Source organism: Pseudoalteromonas denitrificans DSM 6059, assembly GCF_900112265.1.
Lineage (GTDB): Bacteria > Pseudomonadota > Gammaproteobacteria > Enterobacterales > Alteromonadaceae > Pseudoalteromonas > Pseudoalteromonas denitrificans.
In genome coordinates this window covers 89,268-103,540 of sequence record NZ_FOLO01000016.1, presented here as the reverse complement: position 1 = coordinate 103,540, position 14,273 = coordinate 89,268, and the positions used below count along the sequence as shown (strand labels likewise).

11 protein-coding genes are annotated in these 14,273 nt (G+C 34.1%); 8 read left to right on the top strand and 3 right to left on the bottom strand.

Features of this window, described 5'->3' with window-relative positions; translation table 11 throughout:
• A partial coding sequence (locus tag BM088_RS11970; RefSeq protein ID WP_143085069.1) for an IS66 family transposase occupies positions 1–338 on the top strand: 338 nt, incomplete at its 5' end.
• On the opposite strand, the gene BM088_RS11965 is transcribed toward BM088_RS11970, so the two are convergent.
• On the bottom strand, positions 280–1,986 hold the full coding sequence (locus BM088_RS11965) for an ATP-binding protein (protein WP_091984011.1): 1,707 nt from the start codon (positions 1,984–1,986) through the stop codon (positions 280–282). The genes BM088_RS11970 and BM088_RS11965 overlap by 59 nt on opposite strands.
• 9 nt (positions 1,987–1,995) lie before the next feature.
• Positions 1,996–3,009, bottom strand: coding sequence for an SIR2 family protein (locus BM088_RS11960; protein ID WP_091984008.1), 1,014 nt, complete (start codon positions 3,007–3,009; stop codon positions 1,996–1,998).
• 491 nt (positions 3,010–3,500) lie between these two features.
• Here BM088_RS11960 and BM088_RS11955 point away from each other — a divergent pair, with 491 nt between their 5' ends.
• From BM088_RS11955 to BM088_RS11925, 7 genes are all read left to right on the top strand, one after another.
• The gene (locus tag BM088_RS11955; RefSeq protein ID WP_091984006.1) at positions 3,501–5,219 is read left to right on the top strand and encodes a hypothetical protein; all 1,719 of its coding nucleotides are present in this window, start codon (positions 3,501–3,503) and stop codon (positions 5,217–5,219) included.
• Positions 5,216–6,946 carry a hypothetical protein gene (locus BM088_RS11950; RefSeq protein ID WP_091984003.1) on the top strand — a complete coding sequence of 577 codons (1,731 nt, stop codon included), beginning with the start codon at positions 5,216–5,218 and terminating at the stop codon, positions 6,944–6,946. Before BM088_RS11955 ends, BM088_RS11950 begins: the two co-directional genes overlap by 4 nt.
• 437 nt (positions 6,947–7,383) lie before the next feature.
• A complete protein-coding gene (locus tag BM088_RS11945) occupies positions 7,384–7,929 on the top strand; it encodes a GbsR/MarR family transcriptional regulator (RefSeq protein WP_091984001.1) in 546 nt (181 codons plus the stop codon).
• A gap of 120 nt (positions 7,930–8,049) precedes the next feature.
• The gene (locus tag BM088_RS11940; RefSeq protein WP_091983999.1) at positions 8,050–9,417 is read left to right on the top strand and encodes a cytochrome ubiquinol oxidase subunit I; all 1,368 of its coding nucleotides are present in this window, start codon (positions 8,050–8,052) and stop codon (positions 9,415–9,417) included.
• 4 nt (positions 9,418–9,421) lie between these two features.
• Complete coding sequence (locus tag BM088_RS11935; protein ID WP_091983997.1) at positions 9,422–10,420, top strand: cytochrome d ubiquinol oxidase subunit II; 999 nt, start codon at positions 9,422–9,424, stop codon at positions 10,418–10,420.
• Positions 10,421–10,915: 495 nt separating this feature from the next.
• Entirely contained in the window at positions 10,916–11,449 is a 534-nt protein-coding gene (locus BM088_RS11930; RefSeq protein WP_425439305.1) for a DUF6942 family protein, read from the top strand.
• The gene (locus BM088_RS11925; RefSeq protein ID WP_091983994.1) at positions 11,442–12,053 is read left to right on the top strand and encodes a uracil-DNA glycosylase family protein; all 612 of its coding nucleotides are present in this window, start codon (positions 11,442–11,444) and stop codon (positions 12,051–12,053) included. Before BM088_RS11930 ends, BM088_RS11925 begins: the two co-directional genes overlap by 8 nt.
• A 115-nt stretch (positions 12,054–12,168) precedes the next feature.
• Here the strand turns inward: BM088_RS11925 and BM088_RS11920 are convergent, their stop codons facing one another.
• The gene (locus tag BM088_RS11920; protein ID WP_091983992.1) at positions 12,169–14,196 is read right to left on the bottom strand and encodes a TonB-dependent receptor plug domain-containing protein; all 2,028 of its coding nucleotides are present in this window, start codon (positions 14,194–14,196) and stop codon (positions 12,169–12,171) included.
• Positions 14,197–14,273 lie beyond the last annotated feature (77 nt).

The window sequence follows — 14,273 nt, the reverse complement described above, 5'->3', positions numbered from 1 at the left end:
CGATTCATACGCCACCAACAACCGCAGTCGGCAAGCCAATCCATTATGCCTTGAATCAATGGGAAAAACTGATCCGCTATGTTGAAAACGGTCACCTGGATATTGATAACAATCGTGCCGAACGTGCGGTTAAACCATTTGTTATCGGGAGAAAGAATTGGATGTTCAGTAATACACGCAATGGTGCACAAGCCAGTGCGGTACTTTACAGCATAGTCCAAACAGCCAAAGCAAACGGATTGGTGCCATATGACTACATCAGTCATTGCCTTGAGCATCTTATCCATGCTCCTGAAAACTTGGATGCCATTCTGCCCTGGAATGTAAAACTGGGCTAGGTGTATTTGCCCAGTCGTTTACTTTATTTATAGGTTCATCAATACGTATTCGACTTGGCAACAAACAAGCATCACCAACAATTAATGCCTCACCAGTATCTAACGTTGGTAGAATATCGCTAAATCCGCCTAAGCTATCAGGTAACAATTTCTTTATAACGGACTGATCGTCGGAATTAGTTAATCGCATAGATATAAAATTACTACACTGACTTAGCATTGTTTTATTTACTTCCGAAGGGCGTTGACTAATAACAACAAGACTAACACCATACTTTCGCCCTTCTTTAGCTATACGTTCGAATATATCCAAAGAAATATCATCTGATGCTCCTGCTGTATTTCGTTGAGGCATATACAAATGAGCTTCATCACACATAAGTGCCACAGGATGCCTTAAATCAGATGGCGTCCACTGCTGTAGGGAAAAAGCAATCCGAGCAACTAAAGACACTATAAGGGGTAAAATATCAGAGGGTACTTCAGAGAAGTTGATTATTTTTATTCCTCCAGTCCCATTTTCAGAGCTACTCCCCATCAATGCAGTTGTCAAACTTTCAAGCCAACCAAACTGCATAGTGTCTGCTCCACCTTGAAATAAAAAACCTAACCGTCTATCTGTCATTTTATTTTCTAAACGTGCGATCATGCGGCTCAACTTTCCGTTAAACTCACCTGCTTTTGTTGTTCCAGCTCTAGCTCCAGGTACTTGTTCAGTATTAATATCATTGAGTTCAGTGATTAAATCCTGAATATCGAATGGAACGGGGCTATCTACGGTGAAATTATCAAGCACATCTGTATGTCCACCATTGGTTAGATACTTCTGTTTTGCAGCGTTAACTTCTCTAGACATTATCATTGACTGATTAGGAGCGTTTTGGTCGCTTCGTTCTACAAACATAGATACAAGCGCTTCATATGACAATAACCAATAAGGTAAGAAGATAACACCATCCATCAGTGTGCGGCCAGCCTCTATATCTGCGGGGCCAGCTACTTTAAAATGTTTAATTCCATTTTGATTTAATGGTTCATATTCACCATGCAAATCAAAAACTATTGCATTAGATGCCTCTAGGTTTGCCATCTGTTCAATAATTTTTGCTGTAGTCCACGACTTACCTGACCCCGTACTACCACCGATAAAAGCATGTCGCTGAAAAAACTTGTTTCCATTTAAGTATGCTGTAGCTTGATCATCTAGAGTATAGTGCCCTAATGTTAAAGAAGTAGCTTCGTTACCTACTTTCGATAGAATACGCATAAAGCTCGTCAGGTTTTCGCCTTCTAAAGCAAAACAGTTTGCATCGATTTCAGGAACGCTTTCTAAAGTTCTCCTAAATACATTTGCCTCTGCACCATCACGGTTTAAGAATGTGCCAATTAATGCAACCTTGCATAAATTTAATTCATTTAGCGCTTCAGAATCGTTATCATCTAATATTTCACCAATTTTTTTTCTAGTAACTTGGCTTATTAACCCAATTAAATGCTGTCCTTGTTTACTACTTTGTAAAACTGCCAAACGATTTACTTGTAATCGTTTTAAAAGCTCAGCATTATCAACTTCTACAATAACTGTTGTCGTATCAACCGATATCACTTTACCTAAAGCGTCATCGTCTGAATAATTAAATAGAGGCATACTTTCTCCTTAAAGAATTAAATTTAAATAACCATGTAATGTCCAATGGTCTTCGCCTACTGTAATGGGTGAGTCAATCATGGATGAATATATGATTGACTCATCATCATTGGAGCCTCGCTCTATTGCGATAAAGTTTTCGATGCCACTTTCAAATAAAAATGCTTTAGTAGCATCACTTAATTGATAAGTTATTACTGTAATACTAGCTTTATCTCTCAAACATTTTTGAATGAGCTTTTCTTGTATGTGTTGATCGTTAAACCCAAAGCCAATTGCTAAATAACTTTTAGCATTCTCTATTGCATGATCAGCCTTTGCTATAATGGTTCGAAATGGCTCTAAGTGAGTAATACGATATTTTTCAGTTCCTGGTGTAACTATTTGAGGAGTAAAATCATTAGGTATTTCTGTAACATTACCAAACCCAACAACTTCACTCGTATTTGACTTAAACCAATCAAGTGACCCATGCACTTTCCAAATATTAACTACTCGTTCGCACCGTAAGTATTCAGGCTCTTTTAACAGCCTCCTAAAACCATGAGAAAAACCTGTGTAATGGTGAAATCCTTCTTGCTCACACGAATACTCACCTAAACGATCATAGTTTGTCGTGATAATATCAATAGATGTGGCGGTACTTTTAAAGTAATCATTCAACAAACGACCTAAAGGAAAAAAATTACGTATACTCAATGAATTATTGAAAATTTTCAAATCTTCAGGGGTTATCAATGACCATGTGTTTCTCACAACCTCCGCCGTCAATCTACCTGACAAGTTGACTTGGTGCAGTGCAGTTTCTAAATCAACATTTTTATCAAGTAGCGTGACAAATTTATCCCACTCAATACATTCATCCGCCTCTAAACTTGAGTTATCCACGCTAGATTTAAGATGGTCAGCTAATGCCCCCATACCTGACATGCCGAAGGCTGCTGAAGCCCCACTCCCTAGAATTATTGCGGGCGATTGAGCATAGTAACTTTGAGCTTGCTTAAAATAATCAAAAGTTGGCATGAATGTCCTATAACTATATTTTTTTTAAAACTGCTTATCATATTTTCTTAAAGCTATTATTGAGAAAAATAATACTGAACAGACCCAAATTAATCTTAAATTTAGTGTATCAAATAAATATATGTTATATATAAAAATAAGTCTTAATCATATGATCTATCTAAATAAAATTTACTAATTTGTATTCTTTAAGGTGATTTTACGTTTGTAGTGAATCAGAGAAAATTATGGTTAAAAACCTATTGAAATCCTTCATAGCCACTTACCACAAAATAAGTGGCTTAGAACCTAAAGGCAGCTTTGAAGCTAAAATCATTATAAGCCTACTTTTACTTCAGCTTTTATTTTTAGAATAATTAAACTGCCAAAGACACCTTGACCTAATTAGGCTATAAAGTTTATGCCTATTGAGCAATCTCGTATAAATTCATTTCAATAATAGTAAAAAAGTGATGTAATTATCAGAATTTAAAGATGTTAATGGACTAACAGTGTCATATTTAGATCAAATTTTAGAAAATGCCAATCAAGGTAATATTAAAAATTTTTTACTTCATGAAAAACATTTGGATCATGAAGAAACAATCAACATTGCAAATGAAATTGTAAAACTTCATAACGATAATACATTCAATTTAAATTTTATGCTCTCTGAAATTGATATATCAAAGAACGAGGAAGCCAACTCTCATACTATTCGAAAAATTTACAATAAAGCTCTATCTCATTTACAATCGCCTATATCTGAAGTAATTAATTGTATTAATCATTTATCAAAAAGTAACTCTTATATATCTAATTGCTATTGGGCTAGGGATGGGTTGATAAATTACTTCAAAGAAAATTGTAAGGATTTAGTAAGCACTTTAGAAATTATTAAAAGTGGAATAGACCCTAATTTAGACTCTGATTTATTAGTTTTTTTCCTAACTGCTTACTACGAGATTAGCTATGAAGAATATATAGGTATAACTAATAAACTATTATGTTCCAAAGTAGATTTTCATCGTAAAAGCGCCATAGAATCAATGTTTTTATATAGTTTAAAAACTCAAAAAGAAATAGATAACTTCAAAATCCCTGAGCTTATAAAACAGTTTAATACAGAGAGCTCCGAAAATATCAAGTCAGAACTAATTAATGTTATATTTTGGATATCACAATTCAAAAAGGATACATCGTACGATGAAGTTTTATCAATCATTCCTGTGAAAGATAACGTAGAACTTTTTGAAGTTTTTTTTAATAACATTTCTCATCACCAAACCTACCTAAATAAGTCTCTGATTTTTAAGGTTGTGAAATTAATTCATGGTAATTTTAGCGATAATACACGATTTGTAGCTAACTTAGATCTATTTTTATATGGCCTATTAAATGGTAGTGACGATTTTTACCCGTCAAAAATTTTTTTTGAATTTATTAAAAATAATCAGTCAATTAATATTGATTTATTTTCAAGTTTTTCACATAAAATAGCAGAAAATCCAAAATCTTATTCTTACTTACTTACAAAACTATTTTTATCTAAAGAGTACCTATTATCAAAAATTGCGTATCAATTGATAAGTCAAAAAAATAACAAAAATTTAGAGATAGAATATATTTCAGAATTGAATCAACAAAATCCAATTAAAGCTGCTAAAAAAGCCTTTGGCTGGCTTTTCACACATCCGATAACTATAGCTAGTTACTTAGTTTCAATTCTAAAAATAGTAGATGAAAAAAGCCAAATAGAAGTAGAAAAGCTTTTATTCGATCCTCTACTGATCAGCTACCCTGGTGAGTTGGGTAAATATTTAGATCTTATAATTGAAAAAAAAGATCCTGAAATAAGTCATAAACTAGAAATATTGAAATCTAAAATGGAACAACATTTCTTACAGCTAAGGCAGATCCACATTCCTGAACTATTTGCTCCCCTTAGCCATTATGAGCAACACAATAACTATATGAACCAACAGTTTGAAAAAGGTTATGAAGAAGCCCCTAAAGGAGCTCTAACTGAACTATTTTTTTCGAATAAAGTACATCTACTTTATTCTAATAAAATTATAACACAATATACCCGCTCTTCTGGAAAAGCAGTTAGATCAGAACATGAACTTCACTCTCATAGCTTTTCAATGGAATTTCCTCAGCTAGAGACCTTAGATCCTATTAATTTAAACTATATGCTTTATGCTTTTAGAAATGGAGAGGTTAAATGAAACTTATCATAAAGGAATATTTGGGACTATTGCTGGAAAGAGAGGAGCTAGATGCGATTTTACCTGACCTATTAAGTCAAATGGGGTTAAATGTATATACAAAGCCAATGCGTGGCACCCCTGAGTTTGGCGTAGATATAGCAGCTGTTGGTTCTATAAATAATGGTGTTGAGAGTGTTTACTTATTCTCAGTAAAAGAAGGGAATTTAACTCGCAGTACCTGGTTGTCTAGCTCTCCTCAATCCCTTAAACCCTCGCTAGAACAAATTTTAGATGCATACATACCTTCCAGAATCCCACCTGAACATATAGATAAGCCTATAGTGATCTGTCCATGTTTTGGAGGAGATGTAAATACGAACGTTAAACAAGATCTTGCTGGTTATGAAAAGAGAAATACTCAAGGAAATATTAGTTTTGAGAACTGGAACGGGGATAAGCTTGCTGGTTATATAGAGGATTACCTATTAAACGAAGAGTTACTAACATCTCCCCTTCAATCGCTTTTTAGGAAGTCACTTGCACTAATAGATAATCCAGAAGCTTCAATAAAGCACTTTATTATATTGCTGAATATGATATTAGAATATAAAAGTATTGATGAACCTAAACGGTTGAGCCAAATAAATGTCTGTTTATGGATATTATATTCTTGGGGTCGTGATCTTGGAAATATAGAAACGGCATACCTTGCTGCCGAAAAAAGTATCTTATTCGCTTGGGAAATAGCAAAAAAAGATCAAGGTAAAAACAATAAAAATATGAAAGCATATTATTCTATCTTAAATACATATAATAAGATTTCATCTGACTATATTGAAAATAAAATACTGCCTTATACGAATATCAAACATGGGATATCTGTAGCTATTGGTTTACAAAGCGACGTAAGTGTCAATTTAAAGTTATTCGATTTGTTAAGCCGACTTGCTATTTATGGTCTTCATTTACAAAATAAACTTTTTACCCTAAAACCTGAAGAAAACAAAAACATTATTGATAAAATCAAAAAGTGTACTAGCTCGATTAAAGAAATGATAATTAACAACCCCTTATTATTATCGCCTTATAAAGACGACCAAGCTATAGACATATTCTTAGCTCTTTATTTGTTAAGCTATGATAACGAACATGATTCTTTTGTTGCAGAATGGATTTCACACCTAATTAACTTGTCATTTATTAGCTATACAGGTAATGCTAAATACCCATCAAATATTAATAAGTTTTATGAGCTTTTGGAACATCCAGCATCAACGGATATAAAATATAAACATAAAGTTACTAAAGCAAGCATTCTTTATCCTACATTAGCTATCTTTTCGGCATTATATAAACTTGATAATTTAAATGATGAAATTTTGAAGTTTGTAAATCAACATTTTCAACACTGTACTATGTTATATTGGTATCCTAAAGATGACTCAGAGCATCACTTTTATATTAAAAATAAATTGCATGGGGCAGAACTCACCTCGATTCAACTAGATAAAGACAAGCTTCTAGATCAAGTATTCAACGAATGTCAAAGCTCTAATGATTTTTTTAATTTATCCATTATAAAACAGAAGCTTGAACCTATTTTACTAACTGCTTGTCGTTCAAACAGAACACCAGTTCCATTGCATGTGCTATGTGATTTCTATGAAAGTAGCTTCATTAATAATAAAGAAACTACAAAACAAATAAACGCAGATGTACAACCTTCGAATTCTAATACAGTGTAATAAGGGGAATAAGAGGAATAAGAGGAATAAGAGGAATAAGAGGAATAAGAGGAATAACATTAAACTCTATAAAATTAAAATACGGTTTTAGCCAGTAACAAAATATATTCTAAAAGTGATAAGTTGAACGGCAACCAGTTTAAATAACAATTAAAGTTAGCTCTGATTTTCTGTTCTAACTTTATTAGTACAAGATACAACCAACAACTATTAATCTGAGCTTTATGATTTTAAACTTATTAAGTTTGCTCTATTACTCAAAAGCACTTTCTACTGATTGATTACAAAATCCGTCTAATACCACACTCAATTCTCAAAAACCCTAAAGAACAAGAATCTAGTTTTGAAAGAATATTCCCAAACATTCAAAAAAAGCTTGATCTAAATCATGATAGGTTTAAACTTTCAGAAAATACTGAAACTTCAGAACTTACTTTATGTTGATGACAGCTAAAATTGAATCTTTTGTTATGCACTGTGGCGAAATGGGTAGTCGTTGGGGCTTTAACCGTACTGTTGGTCAAATGTATGGTTTGTTAATCATTCATGAGCAAGCACTTAGTGCAATGCAAATATCTGAAGCACTTAATATTTCTCGAGGCAATGTTAGCATGGGCATTAAAGAGCTACAGTCTTGGCGTTTAGTACAAGTACACCATAAACCCAAAGACAGAAAAGAATATTATTCTCCTGCTGGCACAATATGGGAAATGGCAACCCGTGTATTTGAAGAGCGCCGTAAACGCGAAGTTGACCCTACTTTGTCATTATTGCGTGATAATTTATTAGATGAACCAGCGAATGAACAAGAGCTGTTTGCTCAAGAAAAAATGCATGAAATTCATGATTTGCTTGAAACAATTACGCATTGGGCTGGTGAATTACAAAGCATGAGCCCAGACAAACTCAATACTTTAATGAAACTTGGTGCTGGTGTGAGCAAAGTCATCGATATGAAAGATAAATTTATTAAAAAAGGTTAAGTATTTTGCTTGACCTTTTTTTATACTAAATATTTACTATTTTTACCAAAACAATCGTCACTTTAAAACTTAGAACCGTTAACACATGCGTCGTGTTTAATATGGTTTATGGAGTAAGTTATGTTAGAAACCTTAATGCTGTCACGCATTCAGTTTGCCGCTAATATTAGTTTTCACATTCTATTCCCAACAATTACCATTGCTTTGAGTTGGTTTTTGTTCTACTTCAAATTGCGTTTTGATCAAACCGCAGAGCCCGTTTGGATGCGAGCTTATCGCTTTTGGGTCAAAATATTTGCCCTAACCTTTGCCATTGGTGTTGTTACTGGTATTACCATGTCATTTCAATTTGGTACTAACTGGCCCAAATTTATGGAAACAGTAGGCAATATTGCAGGACCATTATTAGGTTACGAAGTATTGACTGCATTTTTTTTAGAAGCCGGGTTTTTAGGGATTATGTTATTTGGAATCAATCGTGTTTCAGCCCGAGTGCATACCTTATCAACCTTAATTGTCGCCATTGGTACTAGCTTATCCGCATTTTGGATCCTCGCACTTAACTCTTGGATGCAAACTCCGCAAGGTTTCGAAATGCGCGATGGAGTGGCATTTCCAGTAGATTGGTTTGCCATTATATTTAACCCTTCATTTCCGTATAGATTAATGCACATGGTCGTTGCATCAGGGTTAACCGCAGCATTTTTAGTAGCAGGTATTAGTGCTTATCGTTTACTAAAAGGTGATGATAAAAAAGCACCAAAGTTAACACTCAAAATAGCACTGAGCGTCGCAACTCTGCTCACACCATTACAAATATTTATTGGTGATATGCACGGCTTAAATACCCTAGAACATCAGCCACAAAAAATTGCAGCAATGGAAGGCGTTTGGCATACAGAAAAAGGGGCACCTTTGTTGCTATTTGCCATTCCAGATGAGAAACAAAAAACCAATCATTTTGAAGTTGCGATCCCTAATATGGCAAGTCTCATTTTAACCCATGATGTGAACGGAGAAATAAAAGGCTTAAACGAATTTGAAGGTAATCATCCTCCTGTTGCACCTGTATTTTTTGCTTTTAGAATTATGGTAGGCCTTGGCATGTTAATGCTGGCCATTGCCTGGTTTAGTCGTTTTGAATTGTGGCGTAAAAATCAATTACCACCTTGGGTTTTAAAAGCTTTAGTTGCAATGAGCTTTTCAGGCTGGATTGCGACCTTAGCGGGTTGGTACGTAACTGAAATTGGCCGTCAACCTTGGTTAGTCACAGGTGTATTAACCATCAAAGATGCAGCAACTGATATTGCACCTGAAAATGTAGGTTTAACTTTGATTATGTATCTTATTTTATATGCAGTGCTTATGACCGCTTATTTACATACTGTTTTTACGATGGCAGGTCGCGCGATTGAAATAGAAGAGATCAGTGATGATGAAAAAGTAAAGCCTGTTATTAGCACCCACAATAAAGCAGTTGAGGAGTAATACTATGTTTGAAGCAAATACTTTAGCCGTAATTTTTGTCTCCTTAATGGGTTTATCAATTTTACTTTATGCCATTTTAGATGGCTATGACTTAGGTGTAGGCATACTGCTACCACTAGATCAAAAAGACGATAGCGATACCATGATAGCGTCAATAGGGCCTTTTTGGGATGCAAACGAAACTTGGCTTGTACTCGCTGTTGGTTTATTACTGATTGCTTTTCCAGCAGCACATAGTTTTATATTTAAAGAGCTTTATTTACCAACTGCAGTGCTACTCATTAGCTTGGTATTGCGTGGTGTTGCATTTGATTTTCGTGCTAAAGCAGCTTTTAGCCATAAACCCACTTGGAACAAAGTTTTTAAAGCAGGTTCTTTATTAGCAGCCCTAAGTCAAGGTTATATGTTGGGCATGTATGTAATGGGTTTTGAAGGTACATTAGCAGCCTATAGTTTCAGTATACTAAGTGCATTTGGTGTTGCTGCTGCTTATAGTTACATTGGCGCGTGTTGGTTAATAATGAAAACAGAGGGGGAATTACAAAAACAAGCCGTTCTATGGGCACAAAAATCAGGCTTGATCTGTTTTATCGGTGTTGTTGCCGTATCGTTAGTTAACCCGCTCATAAACCCCGAGGTTTATGCAAAATGGTTCACTTGGCCTAATACCCTGTTTATCTTACCGCTACCACTCATGTGTTTTACTTTATTTATATTTAGCCACATACAACTAAAACAATTACCTAAAGAAAATGACAAAGGATGCTGGCGTCCATTTGTTGCGGCCGTAGTGATCTTTACCTTATGTTTTTTTGGTTTAGCCTTCAGCTTTTTTCCTTACATAGTGCCTAATACGCTCACAATTTGGGAAACCGCTGCTGCCCCTGAATCTTTAAGCTTTTTATTATGGGGCACCATAATCGTTGTGCCTGTGATCTTCAGCTATACCGCATTTTCTTATCGTGTTTTTTGGGGGAAAGTACAAGAGTTGAGATACCACTAAAATACAGTTTTACATAATCATAGTTACAACCCAACCAAAAAAAGCCAGCTGACTACTGGCTTTTTTCTTATTAAAAATTTCAATCAGCAATCACCAGCAGGTCAGGAGAATATAATGAAAGCCCCTAGAATAGACAAAAATTAAACTCCTCACAATTGCATATCCTAACCACCCAGCAATTTGTAGCGTCCAAAATTGATTGCTTTGATTTTAAAATGCTTGCGGTTCTAATTTTAGCCTACTTTATTTTCTAGATTCTGACATACAGTTTACAAGTTGCCAAAGATACCGTCCTAAATATGACATTGATTACATCATATATGAAAGCAGGAGTGTAAAATAACGCATAATGTAAAAATCAGATTTGCGACAAGTGCGCATAATTTGAGATAACATTTACTCACTTATAATCAGTTCATACAATTTAAGAGTATTTTTCTATTTAATATCATAAAATAACTCGAAATTCATACCTTTTTATTTGGGGCCACATAGATGGAAATGACAAGCGGTTTTGGCTGTAATAATTTTAACTTTGCTGTTTATATTGCCAATAAACCAAACATGCGCGAATACCAAGATATCACTCAGGTTTCACCACTGAATAAAGGTGAAATTCATGCAATTGGACAAGCCTGTGGCAATGGTTGGCGTAAGGTCTTTAATGTATATGCAAAACTACTATATGCACTCAATACTAAAGACTTTGCTTATTCATCATTAGCCCCCAGTTGGCAAATGTATCGCGATAACTATTTATTTCAAACTAATAGTAAGACCGCATTATTATTTAGCCCACCACAATTAAATGAAAATACAGATACACTACATATTATTTGCGGTAAAACATATGCAAAACAATTAATTGCATCAGATAAGTTAAAAACACATTTAGTTTGGTTAGATGATGAATTTGCAATAGATACAAGTCAAAAACTGATTATTTGCCCATATTTTGATTATCGTCAATTATCTAATGTAAAAATAGACAAGTTAGCCTTCATGTTAAGTGAGTTAAAAAATGCTTGAAAATCTGATCGAACAGGTCAAGTTTTGTACTTTATGCCAAGAAAACCTACCTTTAGGTCCGCGCCCTGTTATTCAACTATCCCATAAATCTAAAATTTTAATTGCCGGCCAAGCTCCAGGTCTCAAAGTACACAAAACTGGATTACCTTTTAACGATGCCAGCGGTGATAGATTACGAGAGTGGTTAGGTGTTACTCAAGAAGTATTTTATGATGATACACAATTTGCAATTTTGCCTATGGGGTTTTGCTATCCAGGCAAAGGTAAATCAGGTGATTTACCACCAAGAGCAGAATGTGCATCTACTTGGCGAGAAAAGCTCTTAAATGAATTAAAAAATATAGAACTGACAATTGTTATCGGCCAATATGCACAAGCTTACCATTTGCCAAAATCATCAAATAATGTATTAAAAAAAATGTCTAAGAAAGTCACTGATAATGTTAAAAACTGGCAAGATTTTTGGCCTCAAATAATACCTTTACCGCACCCAAGCCCGAGAAATAATATTTGGTTAAAACGTAATCCTTGGTTTAAAGCTGAATTATTACCACCATTAAAGGATAGAGTACACAGCATACTTGAGAGATCTAGTATTGAATGAATACAGTTATAGCAAAATAGAAACTTATTATTTGAAATACTCATTTTTGTCGTTTTAGCACACTCTCAGTTATGAAAATCTCATATAAATTGCATACATCAATAAAACAACAACGCTAAAATGACCATTTGATCCCTAACGTAATTTCTCTACCTCTATTTGCAACTCCCTCTTCAAGTACTGCATTAGCTGGTGGCGTAAAATAAGCCTCATTAAATATATTTTTTGCCTGAAAATAAACATCAAGATGAGTAGTAAGTTTATACTGTATTTTACTTGATACTAGCCAATAACCATCTAATTTTATTCGTTTTTTATTAGAACTTTCAACCGCCATTTCACGGGAACTTTGATACCAAGAAATGAAATTCACATTTAAATTATGGTACTGATAATTAACCATTAATGATGCCAATTCCGTTGCTTCTCTAAAAGATAAATCTTGTTTAGAATTAAACTTAGAATATGTCCCTTTTATCAGCCAGTTCTCATTCACCTCATGAGATAGCTCAAATTCAAGCCCTTTGGCATCCTCTTGTTCGGCATTATCATATATCAATCCATTGCCAGTACTATTTTGAATAATTGAATCTTTAAAATGGTTTTCAAAATAGCCAATAGATAAACCCGTTTTAGACCATTGTCCTAACCAAATAATTTCACTATTGCTTAAAGTTTCAGATCTCAGGTTCAAATTTCCTTCTATTACCGGGTTATTCACTAAATTTAATTCATTTTCTGTGGGAGCTCTATATGCTTGGCCATAAAGAAACTTGATACTTTGATTGTTATTTAGCTGTGTCACAAGAGACAATCTAGGACTCAGTTGCGACCCTATATGTGAGAAGTCATCATAACGCGCACCTAAAGTTAAGTTAGATGACTCAAAAACGCTTTGTTGATATTGTACATATGCACCTAAAATATCCCTTTTTGATGCTAACTGAACCACAACAGAGTGTGATAACTCACCAAAATAAGGTATAGGGTATTTTTGATTTGATAAATCTTCAAGATTAAAGTTTCCCAATGAATAACCTTCAGGGGCTTTTATATGTCTAAATTCAAAACCAAATTTTAAGTTTGCGTTTTCTTTTATTGCCCAGTCATTATGCCACTGCACTTTATTTTGTTTATAGTCATTTAAAATAGCCTTAATAAGAAAAACATCATCTGTTGATGGCACACTAAAATCGACAAGCTGGCCCGGAGCCGTTAACTGAGAAGCAATTTCTGCATTAGATTTACTAAAGCTAGACCAAAAATGTGATTTAACAGACAACCAATTAAATGCATGTTTAAAAGAAATAGTACTGAGTTGACCTTTTCTATAATTAATACCATTTGAAATACGATCTAATTCATAAAAGTTTTTTGATGAGAATTGATTATGAGATACGCTTAATCGTGTTTTATCTGAATAAACTTTGAAATTAATATCAAATTGTTTCCTTGGATCGTCTGTATATATTCTATTGCCTGAAAATGTATCTTTAACGAAAAAATCATCCCCCTTGTCATCACTGATCTGGGAAAACAAATCTAATGTCACATCACCCATTGTATTTGTGATCAAGGCATAGGCTTTTTTTCGATTAAAGCTGCCAAAGCTGAATGAAAATTCATTTTCTTTTTTTCGAGTTTGCATGTTTATGATACCCATCATGGCATTAGAACCATAAATTGCCGCACCTGGCCCTCTGATAAATTCTACTTTTTGAATATTATTCAATGATATTTTTGGCATAATAACAGCGCTGCCACTGACTCTGGGCTCTTCTATTCTTTGACCATCGATTAAAATGAGTATTTCTGAAGCTGGACTACCAATTCGCCTACCTCTTGAAGAGAATGGATAATGTACTGAAGAACTTGCTGTGCGATAAGATTGAAAGCCAGGTACTAAGGGCATTAATTCATCTAATGTGCCTACCGCCAAACGATTAATTTCTTTATATTCAAAAACAGTAACAGCTGAAGGCACTGTTTTTAAACTTTCAGTTGTTAATGTAGACCCCTCAACTTTAACATCAAAAAGATCTTCTATTGATAAATCAAACAAATCTTTTTGTAGTTCTGCTCCATTGACAAAAACACATGGCGTTAAAACTAAAATTGAGAAATAACAAATCGATAATTTCAAAATAAAGTTGCTTTTTCTAATATCAATTACATTTTAGTATAGATATAAAATATAAATTAATACCACAAACCATATAG

Coding starts and splice junctions, on each gene's coding strand:
- BM088_RS11935 (WP_091983997.1), top strand. CDS start 9,422: ATGTTTGAAGCAAATACTTTAGCCGTAATTTTTGTCTCCTTAATGGGT.
- BM088_RS11965 (WP_091984011.1), bottom strand. CDS start 1,986: ATGCCTCTATTTAATTATTCAGACGATGACGCTTTAGGTAAAGTGATA.
- BM088_RS11925 (WP_091983994.1), top strand. CDS start 11,442: ATGCTTGAAAATCTGATCGAACAGGTCAAGTTTTGTACTTTATGCCAA.
- BM088_RS11960 (WP_091984008.1), bottom strand. CDS start 3,009: ATGCCAACTTTTGATTATTTTAAGCAAGCTCAAAGTTACTATGCTCAA.
- BM088_RS11950 (WP_091984003.1), top strand. CDS start 5,216: ATGAAACTTATCATAAAGGAATATTTGGGACTATTGCTGGAAAGAGAG.
- BM088_RS11940 (WP_091983999.1), top strand. CDS start 8,050: ATGTTAGAAACCTTAATGCTGTCACGCATTCAGTTTGCCGCTAATATT.
- BM088_RS11945 (WP_091984001.1), top strand. CDS start 7,384: ATGTTGATGACAGCTAAAATTGAATCTTTTGTTATGCACTGTGGCGAA.
- BM088_RS11930 (WP_425439305.1), top strand. CDS start 10,916: ATGGAAATGACAAGCGGTTTTGGCTGTAATAATTTTAACTTTGCTGTT.